Origin of the sequence: Amycolatopsis sp. cmx-4-83, from assembly GCF_046548815.1 — a bacterium.
GTDB classification, from domain to species: Bacteria; Actinomycetota; Actinomycetes; order Mycobacteriales; family Pseudonocardiaceae; genus Amycolatopsis; species Amycolatopsis pretoriensis_A.
Genome location: NZ_JAEBEF010000005.1, coordinates 320,169 through 335,949, shown reverse-complemented (window position 1 = coordinate 335,949; position 15,781 = coordinate 320,169). Strand labels below are relative to the sequence as shown.

At 70.4% G+C, this 15,781-nt stretch carries 17 protein-coding genes and 2 pseudogenes; 15 read left to right on the top strand and 4 right to left on the bottom strand.

The features are described 5' to 3' along the window. The first annotated feature begins 3 nt into the window (after positions 1-3). From ACLJQM_RS17415 to ACLJQM_RS17375, 9 genes and pseudogenes are all read left to right on the top strand, one after another. Positions 4-828, top strand: a complete 825-nt coding sequence (locus ACLJQM_RS17415) for a F0F1 ATP synthase subunit delta (protein ID WP_247019139.1) — start codon at positions 4-6, stop codon at positions 826-828. Positions 829-885: 57 nt separating this feature from the next. Continuing rightward, a complete protein-coding gene (atpA, locus tag ACLJQM_RS17410) occupies positions 886-2,523 on the top strand; it encodes a F0F1 ATP synthase subunit alpha (protein ID WP_360765443.1) in 1,638 nt (545 codons plus the stop codon). 11 nt (positions 2,524-2,534) lie between these two features. Beyond that, on the top strand, positions 2,535-3,473 hold the full coding sequence (locus tag ACLJQM_RS17405) for a F0F1 ATP synthase subunit gamma (protein WP_247019143.1): 939 nt from the start codon (positions 2,535-2,537) through the stop codon (positions 3,471-3,473). Beyond that, a complete protein-coding gene (gene atpD / locus ACLJQM_RS17400; RefSeq protein WP_247019145.1) occupies positions 3,473-4,900 on the top strand; it encodes a F0F1 ATP synthase subunit beta in 1,428 nt (475 codons plus the stop codon). Before ACLJQM_RS17405 ends, atpD begins: the two co-directional genes overlap by 1 nt. A gap of 114 nt (positions 4,901-5,014) precedes the next feature. After that, positions 5,015-5,380, top strand: a complete 366-nt coding sequence (locus ACLJQM_RS17395) for a F0F1 ATP synthase subunit epsilon (RefSeq protein ID WP_086865364.1) — start codon at positions 5,015-5,017, stop codon at positions 5,378-5,380. A 25-nt stretch (positions 5,381-5,405) separates the two neighbouring features. Continuing rightward, entirely contained in the window at positions 5,406-5,840 is a 435-nt protein-coding gene (locus ACLJQM_RS17390; RefSeq protein ID WP_125312947.1) for a DUF2550 domain-containing protein, read from the top strand. Positions 5,841-5,900: 60 nt separating this feature from the next. Continuing rightward, the gene (locus tag ACLJQM_RS17385; protein WP_360765449.1) at positions 5,901-6,221 is read left to right on the top strand and encodes a putative quinol monooxygenase; all 321 of its coding nucleotides are present in this window, start codon (positions 5,901-5,903) and stop codon (positions 6,219-6,221) included. A gap of 10 nt (positions 6,222-6,231) precedes the next feature. Further along, positions 6,232-7,470, top strand: a complete 1,239-nt coding sequence (gene aroA, locus ACLJQM_RS17380; RefSeq protein ID WP_410632026.1) for a 3-phosphoshikimate 1-carboxyvinyltransferase — start codon at positions 6,232-6,234, stop codon at positions 7,468-7,470. A 97-nt stretch (positions 7,471-7,567) separates the two neighbouring features. Further along, positions 7,568-7,657: pseudogene (locus ACLJQM_RS17375) on the top strand (CPCC family cysteine-rich protein); the annotation flags it as partial. Between the two features lie 174 nt (positions 7,658-7,831). On the opposite strand, the gene ACLJQM_RS17370 reads toward ACLJQM_RS17375, so the two are convergent. Further along, positions 7,832-8,404, bottom strand: coding sequence for a cob(I)yrinic acid a,c-diamide adenosyltransferase (locus tag ACLJQM_RS17370; protein ID WP_360765453.1), 573 nt, complete (start codon positions 8,402-8,404; stop codon positions 7,832-7,834). A 61-nt stretch (positions 8,405-8,465) separates the two neighbouring features. On the opposite strand from ACLJQM_RS17370, the gene murA reads away from it, so the two are divergent. Beyond that, positions 8,466-9,740, top strand: a complete 1,275-nt coding sequence (gene murA, locus ACLJQM_RS17365; protein ID WP_247019154.1) for a UDP-N-acetylglucosamine 1-carboxyvinyltransferase — start codon at positions 8,466-8,468, stop codon at positions 9,738-9,740. Positions 9,741-9,790: 50 nt separating this feature from the next. Next, positions 9,791-10,366, top strand: a complete 576-nt coding sequence (locus tag ACLJQM_RS17360) for a Uma2 family endonuclease (RefSeq protein WP_247019155.1) — start codon at positions 9,791-9,793, stop codon at positions 10,364-10,366. Between the two features lies 1 nt (position 10,367). Here ACLJQM_RS17360 and ACLJQM_RS17355 read toward each other — a convergent pair whose 3' ends face one another. Next, positions 10,368-10,961 carry a TetR/AcrR family transcriptional regulator gene (locus ACLJQM_RS17355; protein WP_247019156.1) on the bottom strand — a complete coding sequence of 198 codons (594 nt, stop codon included), beginning with the start codon at positions 10,959-10,961 and terminating at the stop codon, positions 10,368-10,370. A 91-nt stretch (positions 10,962-11,052) separates the two neighbouring features. Between ACLJQM_RS17355 and ACLJQM_RS17350 the strand changes: the two genes are divergently transcribed. Genes ACLJQM_RS17350 through ACLJQM_RS17340 form a run of 3 tightly spaced genes read left to right on the top strand, consistent with a single transcriptional unit; the run spans position 11,053 to position 13,482 of the window. Continuing rightward, positions 11,053-11,484, top strand: coding sequence for a nuclear transport factor 2 family protein (locus ACLJQM_RS17350; protein ID WP_410632025.1), 432 nt, complete (start codon positions 11,053-11,055; stop codon positions 11,482-11,484). Then, complete coding sequence (locus ACLJQM_RS17345) at positions 11,477-12,295, top strand: NmrA family NAD(P)-binding protein (protein ID WP_360765461.1); 819 nt, start codon at positions 11,477-11,479, stop codon at positions 12,293-12,295. The genes ACLJQM_RS17350 and ACLJQM_RS17345 overlap by 8 nt, the downstream gene beginning before the upstream one ends. Further along, on the top strand, positions 12,292-13,482 hold the full coding sequence (locus ACLJQM_RS17340) for an alpha/beta hydrolase family protein (protein WP_410632024.1): 1,191 nt from the start codon (positions 12,292-12,294) through the stop codon (positions 13,480-13,482). Before ACLJQM_RS17345 ends, ACLJQM_RS17340 begins: the two co-directional genes overlap by 4 nt. A gap of 310 nt (positions 13,483-13,792) precedes the next feature. Here the strand turns inward: ACLJQM_RS17340 and ACLJQM_RS17335 are convergent, their stop codons facing one another. Next, positions 13,793-14,416: a LysE family translocator gene (locus tag ACLJQM_RS17335; protein WP_410632023.1), complete on the bottom strand. Its 624-nt coding sequence runs from the start codon at positions 14,414-14,416 to the stop codon at positions 13,793-13,795. After that, positions 14,416-15,041: pseudogene (locus ACLJQM_RS17330) on the bottom strand (LysE family translocator). Before ACLJQM_RS17330 ends, ACLJQM_RS17335 begins: the two are co-directional and overlap by 1 nt. Before the next feature lie 132 nt (positions 15,042-15,173). Here ACLJQM_RS17330 and ACLJQM_RS17325 point away from each other — a divergent pair. Then, positions 15,174-15,695: a PH domain-containing protein gene (locus ACLJQM_RS17325; RefSeq protein ID WP_410632022.1), complete on the top strand. Its 522-nt coding sequence runs from the start codon at positions 15,174-15,176 to the stop codon at positions 15,693-15,695. The last annotated feature ends 86 nt before the right edge of the window (positions 15,696-15,781 follow it).

Here is a 15,781-nt window from a genome sequence, read left to right as displayed (position 1 = left end):
GGAATGACGCTGCATGCTGCGAGCCGTGAAGCGCTCGGCCTCGCCGAGGAACGCCTCGGCGAGGTTCTGGCCGACGCGGGAGCCGACGCGGCCACGGTCGGCGACGAGCTGCTCTCGGTCGTCGACCTGCTGGACCGTGAGATCGGCCTGCGCCGAGCGGTGAGTGACGCCTCGGCGTCGTCGGAGGCGCGCACCGCGCTGGTGCGCGGGCTGTTCGACGGCAAGCTGTCCGAGCCGGCCCTGAAGGTGCTCGACGCCGTGGCGGGCAGCCGCTGGTCCAGCCCTCGTGAGCTGACCGACGGGCTCGAGTCGCTCGGTCGTTCGGCGCTGCTGACCGCGGCCGAGAAGACCGGGAACGTCGACACCGTCGAGTCCCAGCTCTTCCAGGTCGCGCGCGTCGTGGCCAACCACCCGGAGCTCGAGGCCGCGCTGTCGGACCTCACCGGGCCCGCGGACGCGAAGCGCACCCTGGTGCGCGGGCTGTTCGCCGACAAGGTGGACGTGGTCACCGAGACCCTCGTCGAGCAGGTCGTGCGCCGGGCCAAGGGCCGTGGCGTCGGCGTCGGGCTCGACAAGCTGGTCAAGCTGGCCGCGGAACGCCGTCAGCGCTCGGTCGCGTACGTGACCAGCGCGAACGCCCTGACCGACGAGCAGGTCGCCCAGCTCGGCGCGAAGCTCGACGACATCTACGGGCGGCCGATCGCGCTGCACGTCGAGGTCGACCCCCGGCTCGGCGGCGGGCTCGTCGTCCGCGTCGGCGACGAGGTCATCGACGGGAGCGCGGCGGGACAGCTGGCGGCCCTGCGCAGGCGGCTGGCCCGGGCATAGCCCCAGGTCACACAAGACTTTGCATACTGGCAAGAACGAAGCGAGAGCGGGAAAGACATGGCCGAGCTGACGATCTCCTCGGATGAGATCCGTAGCGCGATCGAGAACTACGTCTCGAGTTACGCCCCGGACGTGAGCCGGGAAGAAGTTGGCACCGTGATCGACGCCGGTGACGGCATCGCCCACATCGAGGGCCTGCCCTCGGCCATGGCCAACGAGCTGCTCGAGTTCCCCGGCGGCGTCCTGGGCGTCGCACTGAACCTGGACGCGCGCTCCATCGGTGCCGCGATCCTCGGCGACTTCGAAAGCATCGAAGAGGGCCAGCAGGTCAAGCGCACCGGGCAGGTCCTGTCGGTGCCGGTCGGCGACGGCTACCTCGGCCGCGTCGTCAACCCGCTGGGCGCTCCCATCGACGGCCTCGGCGAGATCGAGACCACCGACCGCCGTCCGCTGGAGGTCAAGGCCGCTTCGGTGGTCGAGCGCCAGCCGGTGTCGGAGCCGCTGCAGACCGGCATCACCGCCATCGACGCGATGACCCCGATCGGCCGCGGCCAGCGCCAGCTGATCATCGGTGACCGCAAGACGGGCAAGACCGCCGTCGCCGTGGACACGATCATCAACCAGAAGGCCAACTGGGACTCCGGCGACGAGAAGAAGCAGGTCCGCTGCATCTACGTCGCCGTCGGCCAGAAGGGCTCGACGATCGCCGCGGTCAAGAAGTCCCTCGAGGACGCGGGCGCGATGGAGTACACCACCATCGTCGCCGCGCCGGCTTCGGACTCCGCCGGCTTCAAGTGGATCGCGCCGTACACCGGCTCGGCCATCGGCCAGCACTGGATGTTCGAGGGCAAGCACGTCCTCATCGTGTTCGACGACCTGACCAAGCAGGCCGACGCGTACCGCGCGATCTCGCTGCTGCTGCGCCGCCCGCCGGGCCGTGAAGCCTTCCCGGGCGACGTCTTCTACTTGCACTCCCGTCTCCTCGAGCGGTGCGCGAAGCTGTCGGACGAGCTGGGCGCCGGCTCGCTGACCGGTCTCCCGATCATCGAGACCAAGGCGAACGACGTGTCGGCCTACATCCCGACCAACGTCATCTCGATCACCGACGGTCAGTGCTTCTTCCAGTCGGACCTCTTCAACGCCGGTCAGCGCCCGGCCATCGACGTGGGCATCTCGGTGTCCCGCGTGGGTGGTGCCGCGCAGGTCAAGGCGATGAAGAACGTCGCGGGCTCGCTCCGGATCGACCTGTCGCAGTACCGCGAGCTGGAGGCGTTCGCCGCCTTCGCTTCGGACCTCGACGACGCGTCGAAGGCGCAGCTCGAGCGCGGTGCCCGCCTGTACGAGGTGCTCAAGCAGCCGCAGTACTCGCCGGTCCCGGTCGAGGAGCAGGTCGCCACGGTGTACCTGGGCACGAACGGCCACTACGACTCGGTCCCGACCGAGGACGTGCGCCGCTTCAACCACGAGTTCCTGGACTCGGCCCGCCGCAAGCACGCCGAGGTCCTGGGCGCGATCCGCGACACCGGCAAGTTCGAGGACGAGACCGCGGACAAGCTGGTCGCCGCCGTGAACGAGTTCAAGAAGGAGTTCACGACCTCCGAGGGCAAGCCGCTCGAGGAGAACGCGGACGCCATGGAAGCCGACAAGGTCGGGCAGGAGACCGTCAAGGTCAACAAGCCCGCCCCGAAGAAGTGAGCTGGTAGCTCATGGCCGCACAACTCCGGGAACTCCGGTCGCGCATCAAGGCGACCAAGTCCATCGGCAAGATCACGAAGGCGATGGAGCTCATCGCCACCGCGCGCATCACGAAGGCGCGGGCGCGGGTCGCCGCCTCCCGGCCGTACGCGGACGAGATCACCAACGTGCTCTCGGCGCTGGCCGGCGCGGCCACCACGCTCGACCACCCCATGCTGGTCGAGCGCCCGAACCCGAAGCGGGCCGCTGTCCTGGTCGTGACCAGCGACAAGGGCCAGTGCGGCGGGTACAACTCCAACGTGCTGCGCGCGACCGAAGAGCTGCTCGCCCTCCTCCGCAAGGAGGGCAAGGAGCCCGAGGTCTACGTCACCGGCAACAAGGGGCTGAACTACTACCGGTTCCGCAACCGCGACGTCGTGAACGGCTGGACGGGCTTCTCCGACCAGCCGGGCTACACCAACGCGGTCGAGGTCGGGGACGCCCTGGTGGAGTCGTTCATGCTGGGCGCGGACGACGCGCACGGCAACGCCGACGGCATCACGGGTGTCGACGAGATCCACATCGTCTACACCGAGTTCGTGTCGATGCTGACCCAGCGGCCGATCGCCAAGCGCGTCGCGCCGCTCGAGGTCGAGTACTCCGAAGGCGAAGAGGAGAAGCCCGCCGGGCTGCTCCCCAGCTACGAGTTCGAGCCCAGTGCCGACAAGTTGCTGGACGCGCTCCTGCCGAAGTACATCAACACGCGTCTCTACGCGGCTTTCCTCGAGTCCGCGGCGTCCGAACTGGCCGCCCGCCGGACCGCGATGAAGGCGGCGTCGGACAACGCGAACGAGCTGGTGGGCAACCTGACGCGGGAGATGAACCAGGCCCGCCAGGCGCAGATCACCCAGGAGATCTCCGAAATCGTCGGTGGCGCGAACGCGCTCACCGCAGCAGGAAGTGATGATTGATGACCAGTACTGAAGCCCCGCGCGCCAAGGGGCGCATCGTCTCGGTGACCGGGCCGGTCGTCGACGTCGAGTTCCCGCGCGGTTCCGTGCCCGACCAGTTCAACGCCCTCAAGGTCGAGATCGAGTTCGAGCAGCTCCGCAAGACCGTGACCCTCGAGGTGGCCAGCCACCTGGGTGACAACCTCGTCCGCACCATCTCCCTGCAGCCGCAGGACGGCCTGGTGCGCGGCGCCGAGGTCACCGACACCGGCGGCCCGATCACGGTCCCGGTCGGCGACAAGGTCAAGGGCCACGTCTACAACGCCCTCGGCGAGTGCCTCGACGAGCCCGGCTACGGCGACGACCTCGAGCGCTGGGGCATCCACCGCAACCCGCCTTCCTTCGACCAGCTCGAGGGCAAGACGACGATGCTGGAGACCGGCCTCAAGGTCGTCGACCTGCTGACCCCGTACGTCGAGGGCGGCAAGATCGGCCTGTTCGGCGGTGCCGGCGTCGGCAAGACGGTGCTCATCAAGGAGATGATCACCCGCGTCGCCCGGAACTTCGGTGGTACCTCGGTGTTCGCCGGTGTCGGCGAGCGCACCCGCGAGGGCAACGACCTCTTCCTGGAGATGTCCGAGGACGGCGTCATCAACGACACCGCCCTCGTGTTCGGCCAGATGGACGAGCCGCCGGGCACGCGCATGCGCGTCGCCCTGTCCGCGCTGACCATGGCGGAGTACTTCCGCGATGTGCAGAACCAGGACGTGCTGCTGTTCATCGACAACATCTTCCGGTTCACCCAGGCCGGTTCCGAGGTGTCGACCCTGCTGGGCCGCATGCCTTCGGCCGTGGGTTACCAGCCGACGCTGGCCGACGAGATGGGCCAGCTGCAGGAGCGGATCACCTCGACGCGAGGCCGGTCGATCACCTCGATGCAGGCGATCTACGTCCCCGCGGACGACTACACCGACCCGGCCCCGGCCGCGACGTTCGCCCACCTGGACGCCACCACCGAGCTCTCGCGTGGTGTCTTCCAGAAGGGCATCTTCCCGGCGGTGGACCCGCTGGCGTCGACGTCGACGATCCTCGACCCGGCCATCGTCGGTGAGGACCACTACCGCGTGGCTTCCGAGGTCATCCGGATCCTGCAGAAGTACAAGGAACTGCAGGACATCATCGCGATCCTCGGTATGGACGAGCTCTCGGAAGAGGACAAGCTGACCGTTCAGCGCGCGCGCCGCATCGAGCGGTTCCTGTCGCAGAACATGCTGGTCGCCGAGGCGTTCACGCAGATCCCGGGCTCGACGGTGCCGCTGTCGGAGACGATCGAGTCGTTCGACCGCATCACCAAGGGTGACTTCGACCACTACCCGGAGCAGGCGTTCCTGGGTATCGGTGGCCTCGAAGACCTCGAGAAGAAGTACAAGGAAATCACCAAGAAGTGATCTCCCGAGCGCGGCGGGGGCTGTGTCCACTGTGGACACGGGCCCCCGCCGTTCTCGTAACTCAGGACCGACCTATTACACTCGGTGGTAACACCCCGAGCGAAGGAGTGCTACGTGGCTGAGATGTCCGTGGAGCTGGTGGCCGTCGAGCGCCGTCTCTGGTCGGGTACCGCCACTTTCGTGGTGGCCCAGACCACCGAGGGCGAGATCGGCATCATGGCCGGCCACGAACCCGTGCTCGGGCAGCTCGTCGAAGGTGGCGTCGTCAAGGTGACGACGACCGACGGCGAGACGGTCTGCGCGGCCGTGCACGGCGGGTTCCTGTCGGTCACCGCCACCGGGGTGAGCATCCTCGCCGAGAGCGCCGAACTGTCCGACGAGATCGACGTCGACGCGGCGAAGGCGGCCTTGAACGCCGACGACGAGACCGAGCGGACGAGGGCCACGGCCCAGCTCCGCGCGGCAGGTCAGTCGGCCTGAGCGCGAGACGGGCAGGAGCCGGGCCGTGAAGATCACCGTGGTGGTAGTCGGGCTCCTGATCGTGCTCGCCGTGCTGGCCGCCTGGTACGGCCAGCGGTGGATCCGGATGCGCCGCGGCGGGGGCGTGAGCGTCGCGCTGCGGTGGCGTCCGGACGCCGCGCGGTCCAGCTGGCACCTGGGGCTCGGCCGCTACGAGGGCGACGAGTTCGTCTGGTACCGCGTGTGGAGCCTGCGGACCGGTCCGGACCGCGTCTTCCAGCGCGAAAGCATGCAGATCGCCGACCGGCGCGACCCGTCCGGGAGCGAGGCCTACGCCGTTCCCGAGGGCTCGACGGTGCTGCGCTGCGAGTCGGAGACCCAGGAAGCGATCGAGATCGCCATGGGCCCGGGCGCGCTCACCGGGTTCCTCTCCTGGCTGGAATCCGCCCCGCCCGGGCGACGTCTTCCCCGGGCTTCCTGACGCTGTCCTTGTCTCAAACTGGGACAGTCACGGCCGCCGTTTTGGCTTACGGTTGAGGCCATGATCTTCATCGTGGTCAAGTTCCCGGTCAAGCCGGAGCACGCCGAAAACTGGCCGGAAATCGTCGCCGACTATACCCGGAATACCCGCGCCGAAGACGGCAACCGGTTCTTCGAGTGGTCCCGCAGCCTCGAGGACCCGAACACGTACGTGCTGGTCGAGGGCTTCGAAGGCCAGGACGCCGCCGTCGCGCACGTCGGCTCCGACCACTTCAAGTGGGCGGTCGCGAACCTGGGTGCCTACATCAGCGACAACCCGCGGATCATCAACGTCCAGGACGCCTCCGACTGGGGCCCGATGGCCGAGATCCAGCCCCACTAAACTGGGGTTCGTGACCCTCGTCGAGATCCCCGGCTCCAAATCCGTCACCGCCCGCGGCTTGTTCCTGGCCGCTGCCGCGCACGGCACCACGACCCTCGGCCGTCCGCTGCACTCGGACGACACCGAGGGCTTCGCCGAGGGGCTCGTCAAGCTCGGTTACCGCGTCGACCGGCAGCCCGGCGCGTGGACCATCGAGGGCCGGCCCGCGGGCCCGGGCGTCGCTTCCGCCGACGTCTTCTGCCGCGACGGCGCCACGACGGCCCGGTTCCTGCCCGCCCTGGCCGCGGCCGGCGCCGGGACGTTCCACTTCGACGCGTCCGACCAGATGCGCCGCCGCCCGCTCGGGCCGCTGACCGACGCGCTGCAGGAGCTCGGCGTCGACCTCACCTTCGAGGGCGAGCCCGGCCACCACCCGCTGACGGTCCGCGCGAACGGCGTCAAGGGCGGTTCGCTGACCCTCGACGCGGGGCTGTCCTCGCAGTTCCTGACGGCTTTGCTGCTGCTCGGGCCGCTGACCGCGGAGGGCCTGCGGATCACGGTGACCGACCTGGTGTCGGTGCCCTACGTCGAGATCACGCTTTCGATGATGCGGCAATTCGGTGTGGACGTCCGACGCGAAGGCCAGACGTTCGTCGTTCCGCCGACGCCGTACCAGGCGTGCGACTACCCGGTGGAGCCCGATGCGTCGACGTCGAGCTACTTCCTGGCCGCGGCGGCGGTCACCGGCCGCACGGTGACCATCCCGGGCCTCGGCTCGTCCGCGCTGCAGGGCGACCTGAGTTTCGTGGACGTCCTGGAGCAGATGGGCGCGCACGTCGAGCTGACTCCCGATTCGGTCACGGTGGCCGGCCCGTCGGACGGCCTGCGCGGCGTCACGGTGAACATGCGCGACATCTCGGACACCGTCCCGACCCTGGCGGCGATCGCCCCGTTCGCGTCCGGGCCGGTGCGCATCGAGGACGTCTACAACACGCGCATCAAGGAGTGCGACCGCCTGGACGCGTGCGAGGAGAACCTGCGCGCGCTGGGCATCGAGGTGGAGACGGGCCGCGACTGGATCGAGATCCAGCCGGGCACACCGGTCGGCGCGCAGATCAAGTGCCGCCGCGACCACCGGATCGCGATGGCGTTCAGCATCACGGGCCTGCACACGGACGGCATCACCCTGGACGACCCGGACTGCGTGAAGAAGACCTTCCCGGGCTTCCACCAGGCGCTGGCGACGCTGCGGGAGGGCTGGGGGATCTGATGGGCGAGTTCGACGAGCTGCCGGAGCTCGAGCGCTTTCGGGCGGCGCGCGAGCACGGCTGACGCTCGTGGTTGCCTAAGCGGGCTATCCGTGCCCCTGCTGCGGGCACCTGGTGTTCGGGGAGCCCCCGGGCTCCTACGAGATCTGCGGCGTGTGCTTCTGGGAGGACGATCCGGTTCAGCTGCGGTGCGATCGAGCCCAGGGTCCTCGGTCTCGTGCGCGTGGCCGGCCCGTCCGAACCCAGGGAGGCGGGGTGGCGTCGCGTCGACCTCGCCGTCGACGACTTCGAGCTTCGAGGCGCCGCGGAAACCCCCTGGCCCAGCGACTCCACGACGCTGTACCGGTGGCGGCCGACCCTGAGCTAAGGCTGCCCGCCCGGCTGCCACAGCACGTCGCCGTCCGGGTTCGCCAGCCGGGAGAGGATGAACAGCAGGTCCGAGAGCCGGTTCAGGTACTTGAGCGCGATCGGGTTCGTCGTCTCCGGCTCGGCCTCGTACAGCGCCCACGCCGAACGCTCCGCCCGGCGGGACACCGTGCGCGCCTGGTGCAGGAACGCCGCTCCCGGCGTCCCGCCCGGCAGGATGAACGACGTCAGCTTCGGCAGGCGCTCGTTGAACTCGTCGCACCAGCCCTCGAGCCGCTCGACGTACTTCTCGGTGATCCGCAGCGGCGGGTACGGCGGGTCGTCGGAGATCGGCAGGCACAGGTCGGCGCCGACGTCGAAGAGATCGTTCTGCACCGTACGCAGCACGTCCGCCACTTCGTCCGGCAAACCACCCATCGCGATCGCCAGGCCCAGCACCGAGTTCGTCTCGTCGGTGTCCGCGTACGCGCCCAGCCGGGCGGACGTCTTGGGCACGCGGGACCCGTCGCCGAGCGCGGTCGTGCCGTTGTCGCCGACCTTCGTGTAGACGCGGTTGATGCGAACGACCATGAACCCACCATAGCGGCCCCCGCCCGGGCCGAATCCGGGCGAGAGGGCATGATTGGCGGCCATGAGCGAGCACTTCGACGTGCATGGCGGAGCCCGGCTGGTCGGCGAGGTCGACGTGGTCGGCGCCAAGAACAGCGTGCTGAAGCTGATGGCCGCGGCCCTCCTCGCGGAAGGCACCACGACCATCACGAACTGCCCGCAGATCCTGGACGTCCCGTTGATGGGCGACGTGCTGCGGAGCGTCGGCTGCGAGGTCGTCATCGAGGGCGACACCGCCACCATCACGACGCCGGCCGAGCTGTCGCACCGCGCGGACTCGGCGGCGATGGGCAAGCTGCGCGCGTCCGTCTGCGTGCTGGGGCCGCTGGTCGGCCGGCTGAAGCAGGCCGTCGTGGCCCTGCCGGGCGGCGACGCGATCGGCTCGCGCCCGCTGGACATGCACCAGAACGGCCTGCGCAAGCTGGGCGCGACGAGCACGATCGAGCACGGCTGCGTCGTCGCGAAGGCCGAGACGCTGGTCGGCGCGCAGATCTGGCTCGACTTCCCGAGCGTCGGCGCGACCGAGAACATCCTGATGGCGGCCGTGCTGGCCGAGGGCACCACGGTCATCGACAACTGTGCGCGCGAGCCCGAAATCGCCGACATCTGCACGATGCTCGTCGAGATGGGCGCGAAGATCGAAGGCGCGGGCACGTCGACGCTCACGGTCCACGGCGTCGAGAAGCTGCACCCGACCGAGCACCGCGTGATCGGCGACCGGATCGTCGGCGCGACCTGGGCGTTCGCCGCCTCGATGACCCGCGGAGACATCACTGTCCGCGGCGTCAACCCGCACCACCTCGACCTGGTGCTGAACAAGCTGGAGCTCGCCGGCGCCGAGGTCGAGACGTTCGACGACAAAGGCTTCCGGGTGATCCAGCCGGAGCGCCCGAAGGCGGTCGACTGGGTGACGCTGCCGTACCCCGGCTTCGCGACCGACCTGCAGCCCTTCGCGGTAGCACTGTCGGCGGTGTCCGAGGGCACGTCGATGATCACGGAGAACGTCTACGAGGCGCGCTTCCGGTTCATCGAGGAGATGGTCCGCCTGTCCGGCGACGCCCGCACGGACGGCCACCACGCGGTGGTCCGCGGCGTCCCGCAGCTCTCGAGTGCCCCGGTCTGGGCCTCCGACATCCGCGCGGGCGCCGGCCTGGTGCTGGCGGGCTTGTGCGCGGACGGCGTCACGGAGGTCTGGGACGTCTTCCACATCGACCGCGGCTACCCGCACTTCGTGGAGAACCTGAACCGGCTGGGCGCGAACATCGAGCGGGTGAGCGGCGAGCCCGGGCGGGCCTGAGCATGCGACAGGTATCGTAAACTTCTGTAAACCGCGGACAGGGGGTTGCGATGACGGCGCTGCCCGACTGGATGGTGCTCCCCCCCGAAGGCCTTTCGGTCGAAGGTTACGAAGCGCTGCCCGAGGAAGTCTGCCGTGTCATCGAGATCGTCGATGGAGCGATTGTCGTGAACCCGGCCCCGCGCCGCCCGCACCAGAAGATCATCCGGCGGATGTCTTACGCGCTCGAGGAGGCGTGCGGAGCCGAACTGGCGGTGGAGTTCGACGTCGATCTCCGCCTGCGGGACGTGCCGCTGCTCAACCGCCGTCCCGACCTGGTGGTCTACGACGCGTCGCTCGACACCGACGAGGTATTGCGGCCGGAGCACTGCTCGCTGGTGATCGAAGTGATGTCACCCGGCTCGATCACCGCGGACCAGACGGACAAGCCCGCGGAGTACGCCGCCGCCGGGATCCCGCACTTCTGGCGCGTGGAGAACGAGACCGACGACGTCCGCGGGCTCACGGTCTTCTGCTACCGGCTCGACCCGACGACCCGGGTGTACACGTCGTCCGGCGCGCACAAGCGCAAGCTGGCGGTCTCGGATCCGTTCGACTTCGCGATGGATCTGGCCGACCTGCTCTGACTCACACCTCCCGGGCCCCCAGCGCGCGCAGGGCGTACGCCACCAGGCGGTCCACGTAGTCCGGCTCCGCCTCGGCCAGCCGGACCACCAGCCGCCAGTAGATCGGTGCCGCGAGGGCGTCCAGCGCCATTTCCATGTCCAGGTTCGCGGGCAGCTCGCCGCGGGTGATCGCGCGGCGCAGCATCGCTTCGCCGACCTCGCGGCGCGGACCGCCGATGGCTTCGCGCAAGCCGCGGCCGTGCTCCGGGGTGCGGGCGTCCTCCGCGACCAGGTCCGGCAGGATCCGCGAGAACAGCGGGTGCGTGAGCCAGTCGATCAGCGCCTGCATCGTCTCGCGCAGGTCTCCGCGCAGGGAGCCGGTGTCGACCTCCGCCGCGCGGGTCACGCTGAACTCCGTCACCACGGAGGCGATCATGTGCTCCTTCGACGCCCACCGCCGGTACAGCGCGCTCTTGCTGACACCGGCGCGTTTCGCGACGGCCTCCATCGACAGCCGCCCGTAGCCCTGCTCGGCGAGTTCCCACATGACGGCTTCGCTGATGGCCTGCGTGACCTCGGGCTGGAGGACCGCGGCGCCGGTCGGGGTGCGTGCCATGGTGGCAGTGTAGCGGGTGGACGGGACGGTACCGTCCCGTCTAGTCTTACGTCGGGACGGTACCGTATCGTCCGAACGTAAGGAGGCTGCGATGCGCGACTTCGTAGACCACGCGCTCGAGCTGCTGCTGAAGCACGACATGGCCGGGTTCGCCGGGCTCTGGGCCGAGGACGGCGTCCTCGAATTCCCGTTCGCCGCTCCGGGCTACCCGGCGCGCGTCGAGGGCCGCGAGGCCATCCGCGAGTACCTGCGCGACTACCCGAACCTCCTGGACATCCGGGAGGTCACGGCGAAGACCGTGCACGAGACCACCGACCCGGCCGTGGTCGTCGCCGAGTTCACCGTCGCCGGCGTCGTCGTCGCGACGCAGCGGCCGTACGAGCTGTCCTACATCGCCGTGATCACCGTCGAGAACGGCGAGATCCGCCGCTACCGCGACTACTGGAGCCCGCAGGCGGCGGCGGAGCTGCTCGGCGGCACCGACGCGCTGACCGAGGCCTTCGCCGGCGGCGACCGTGGCTGACGTCCTGGTCGTCGGCGGCACCGGCACCACCGGCCGGCGGGTCGTCGCGGGCCTGCGCGCGAACGGCGCCGAGGCGCGCGCGGCGACCCGCAAGCCCGGCGAGCCCGGTCAGGTCCGGTTCGACTGGGCCGACCGCGCCACCCACGCCGAGGCCCTGCGCGGCGCCTCCGCCGTCTACCTCGTCGCGCCGATCGGCGAAGCCGCTCCCGCGGGCCTGGTGGCGCCGTTCGTGGCGGACGCGCTCGACGCCGGGGTCCGCCGGATCGTGCTGCTGAGCTCGTCCGCCGTCACCGACGACACGCCCGGCCTCGGCGAGCTGCCGCGGCTGGTGCGGACGGTGCCGGAGTGGGCCGTGCTGCGCCCGTCGTGGTTCATGCAGAACTTCACCGGCGAGCACCTGGTCGCGCAGGGCGTGCGGGACGGCGAGATCGTGACCGCCACCGGTGACGGCCGGGTCGCGTTCGTCGACGCCGGGGACATCGCGGCGGTCGCCGTCCGCGCGCTGACCGACGCCGAACCGCACAACACCGAACACGTGCTGACCGGTCCTGGTGCTTTGAGCTATTCCGAAGCCGCATCGATCATCGCCGCGCGGACCGGCCGCGCGGTGCGCCACCGCCCGGTCGGCACGGCCGAGTACGCGGCTCGCCTGACCGCGTCCGGCATCCCCGCCGAGTTCGCGCGCGTGCTCGCCGCGCTCGACGAAGACATCCGGCGCGGCGCCGAAGACCGCGTCACGCCCGTCGTCGAGCAGGTCACCGGGCGGGCCGCCCGGTCGTTCGAAACCTTCGTGGAGGAAGAGATCCGATGAAGCAGCTCATGTTCGAAGAAGACGTCCAGTTCTGGTTCGAGACCCTCCGCCTGTTCGGCCACGCGGCCTACGGCGGCTCGGACTTCGGCGAGGTCCTCGCGGCGGCGTCGACGGTGAAGCCGGGCGACTACGACAGCTGGCACGACGCCTACCGCGGCCTGGCCGACCGCCTGTACGCCGAAGCGGCCGACGCGAGCCCGGTGACCGCGCGCGACCTGCTGCTGCGCGCGTCGACGTACTACTTCTCGGCGGAGTTCTTCCTGCACGGCGACCCGGCGGACCCGCGCATCGCGGCGGCCTACGACCGCAGCGTCGAGTGCTTCCGGCGGGCCGCCGTCGCCGAGCCGGTCGAAATCCCGTACGAGGGCACGGTTTTGCGCGGCTACTTCTACCGCGCGCCGGGCGCCGGGCCGAAGCCGGTGCTGCTGATCCACAGCGGGTTCGACGGCAGCGCCGAGGAATGCCACTACCTGGGCGCGGCGGGCGGCGCCGAGCGCGGCTACCACGTGCTGACGTTCGACGGTCCGGGCCAGCCGAGCGCGATCCGGCACGACGACCTGGTGTTCCGGCCGGACTGGGAGCACGTCGTCACGCCGGTGGTGGACTTCGTCCTCGGCATCGAGGGCGTCGACCCGGACCGCGTCGCGCTGCTCGGCATCAGCCTCGGCGGCATGCTGGCCCCGCGCGCGGCGGCGTTCGAAAGCCGGTTGGCGGCGCTCGTCGCGGTGGACGGCGTGTACGACGCGGGCGCGGCGGTGGCCGGGTTCCTGCCGTGGGACCGCGCGGAGATCGTCCGCCGGGCGAACGCGGAGGAGGACCCGGAGTTCGACGCGCTGCTGGCAGCGGGCCGCGAGGCGAGCCCGACCCTGCGCTGGGCATGCGACCACGGCCGCTACGTCCTGGGCGCGGCGACCGACCGCGAGTTCGTCGCGAAGTACCTGGAGTACACGCTGGAGGACGGCATCGCGGAGCAGATCACGTGCCCGACGCTGGTCTGCGAAGCAGCGGACGACCTGTTCTTCGGCGGCGAGCAGGAGACCGAACCCCGGCGGCTGTACGCGCACCTGAACGCGCCGAAGACGCTGCTGACGTTCACGGCGGAGGAGGGCGCGGACGCACATTGCCACGTCGGTGCCCAGCGCCTCGCGACCGGCCGCGTCTACGACTGGCTGGACCGGACGCTTTAATCGCCGCTCCGAAACCGACGAGTGCGGTGCCGGTGACGCCGTCGAGGGTGCGAGCAGGGCCGCGCAAGCAGATCTCGACCGGGCTTTTGCGGCCCACCCCGGCCGCCACCGCCCCGACAGCAGCCCCCGCCCTCCTCCGGGGGGCGTGCCCTGGTCCAGTTTACCGGCGGCGGCGGACAAAACCGGCCGGAAGGCCGTGGGGTGGCCTGCTTGTCCACAGCGGTCTCCGGTTGTGGACTACTCAGCGATCGGCACGTCCGGCCACCGGAACCCGGCCGCGCACGAACCGCCGGGGGGCGCGAAAGGCAGGTCAGGACTCCAGGGCGAGCGCCGCGCCGAAGCCCAAAAGGGCCGTGCCCGTCACGCCGTCCATCACGCGGCGGACGCGGCGGCGTTGCAGCCAGCCGCGCACCCGGTGCACGAAGAACAGCAGCAGCACCTGCCACACCAGTCCCAGCGCCGCCACCGTGTACGCCAGCAGCAGGGAATCGCCGAACGTCGACGTCGGGGTCAGGAACTGCGGGAGTACCGACAGGTACAGCACGATCACCTTGGGGTTGGTGATGTTGGAAAGGAAACCCTCCCGGAAGCGGCGGCCGCGGGAGGCGCGGGCGCGGCGGATGTCGTCCAGGGCCGCGTAGTCGCCGCGCCAGGCGCCGCGCAGGGCCTGGACTCCCAGGAAGACCAGGTAGGCCGCGCCCAGCCACTTCACCGTTTCGAACACCGGCTGGGAGCGCGTCAGCACCGCGCCCAGGCCGAGGGCCGCCGCCGTGCCCTGGAGGAAGTTCGCGGCTGTGATGCCCGCGCACGCCCACGCGCCGCCGCGGGCGCCGCCCGTCAGTGCGTTCTTCAGCACGACCATCGTGTCCGGGCCGGGCATCATCGCCAGGAACGCCATCATCGCGGCGAACCCCGCGTACGTGCTCACGGACATCAGGACTCCAGTGCGAGAGCGGCGCCGAAGCCGAGCAGCGCGGTGCCGGTGACGCCGTCCAGCGTACGGCGACCCGGCGGCGTTCGAGCCACGCGCGCACGCGGTGCACGAACACCAGCAGCACCAGCAGCCACGCCGCACCGAGCACGGCGACGGTGTAGGCCAGCGCCAGCGCGTCCCATGTCGTCGTGCGGCCGGGGTCGAGGAACTGCGGGAGCACCGACAGGTACAGCACCAGCACCTTCGGGTTGGTGATGTTGGAGAGGAACCCTTCGCGGAACCGCCGGAAGCCGCCGCCCTTGCGGCGCTGCGCCTGCGCGACGACTTCGTAGTTGCCGCGCCAGGCCCCGCGCAGCGCCTGGACGCCGAGGAAGACGAGGTAGGCCGCGCCGACCCACTTCAGTGCGAGGAACACCGGTTGCGAACGCGCGATGAGGACGCCGAGCCCGAGCGCCGCGGCACTGCCCTGTACGGCGTTGCCGGCGAAGATGCCGAGCGACGCGAGCAGCCCGCCGCGGAACCCGCCGGACAGCGCGTTCTTCAGCATCACCATCGTGTCGGGCCCCGGTGCGAGCACGATCAGGACCACGATGACCAGGTAAGACCCGTACACGCTCCACGTCACGGCCGCCACGCTAACCGACGGGAACGCCCCTGGTCTCGCGGATTTCGGTCACACCGTTCGCCGCGCAGCGACCGGCCGGGCACGGAGCGTGCGAGCTCGGCGGGAGGGGCCCGCGCAGAGTAGTGTTCTGCCATGTCAGCAGGGGAAATCGAGCTTCTGCCCGGTGAGCGCGTGCTCTGGGCGGGAGAACCGGTCCAGCGCCCGCTCTACGTCGCCGCGGACGGGGTGATCGCCCCTGCCGGGCTCGTCGTCACCGCCGCCGCGCTGTGGTTCCTGCTCGCGCAGCAGCCGGCCGGTGCCACCGCGGTCGCGGCCGTGGTCGTCCTCGCCATCGGTCTGTACGGCGCGATCGGCCGTTCGCTCGTCCGCTACCTCGCGCTCGGGCGCACGACGTACGCGGTGACCGACAGCCGGATCATCGCGCGCTCGGGCCTGTTCCGGCAGAAGGAACGCGCCAGCGAACTGGCCGGCCTGGCGGCGCCGGTCCTCAAGCCCGGACCGTCGCGCACGGGCACGCTCACGTTCGGCACGCCCGGCGCGGTGACGCTGATCGGCGTCGGCGAGCCGAAGCGCGTGCGCGACCTGCTGGCCAAGGCCATCGACGAGGCCAAGGCCCGCCAGGCACCGCCGGAGCCGGACACCTCGGCCGCCTGAGGCAACCGGCCGCGTTCACCGCCATCTTCCCCCACGCCGACGGCGGGCCGCCCAAGCTCGCCGTGGTCGTCGACCGGGAAAGGCGG

Coding starts and splice junctions, on each gene's coding strand:
- ACLJQM_RS17415 (WP_247019139.1), top strand. CDS start 4: ATGACGCTGCATGCTGCGAGCCGTGAAGCGCTCGGCCTCGCCGAGGAA.
- atpA (WP_360765443.1), top strand. CDS start 886: ATGGCCGAGCTGACGATCTCCTCGGATGAGATCCGTAGCGCGATCGAG.
- ACLJQM_RS17405 (WP_247019143.1), top strand. CDS start 2,535: ATGGCCGCACAACTCCGGGAACTCCGGTCGCGCATCAAGGCGACCAAG.
- atpD (WP_247019145.1), top strand. CDS start 3,473: ATGACCAGTACTGAAGCCCCGCGCGCCAAGGGGCGCATCGTCTCGGTG.
- ACLJQM_RS17385 (WP_360765449.1), top strand. CDS start 5,901: ATGATCTTCATCGTGGTCAAGTTCCCGGTCAAGCCGGAGCACGCCGAA.
- ACLJQM_RS17370 (WP_360765453.1), bottom strand. CDS start 8,404: ATGGTCGTTCGCATCAACCGCGTCTACACGAAGGTCGGCGACAACGGC.
- murA (WP_247019154.1), top strand. CDS start 8,466: ATGAGCGAGCACTTCGACGTGCATGGCGGAGCCCGGCTGGTCGGCGAG.
- ACLJQM_RS17360 (WP_247019155.1), top strand. CDS start 9,791: ATGACGGCGCTGCCCGACTGGATGGTGCTCCCCCCCGAAGGCCTTTCG.
- ACLJQM_RS17355 (WP_247019156.1), bottom strand. CDS start 10,961: ATGGCACGCACCCCGACCGGCGCCGCGGTCCTCCAGCCCGAGGTCACG.
- ACLJQM_RS17350 (WP_410632025.1), top strand. CDS start 11,053: ATGCGCGACTTCGTAGACCACGCGCTCGAGCTGCTGCTGAAGCACGAC.
- ACLJQM_RS17340 (WP_410632024.1), top strand. CDS start 12,292: ATGAAGCAGCTCATGTTCGAAGAAGACGTCCAGTTCTGGTTCGAGACC.
- ACLJQM_RS17335 (WP_410632023.1), bottom strand. CDS start 14,416: ATGTCCGTGAGCACGTACGCGGGGTTCGCCGCGATGATGGCGTTCCTG.
- ACLJQM_RS17325 (WP_410632022.1), top strand. CDS start 15,174: ATGTCAGCAGGGGAAATCGAGCTTCTGCCCGGTGAGCGCGTGCTCTGG.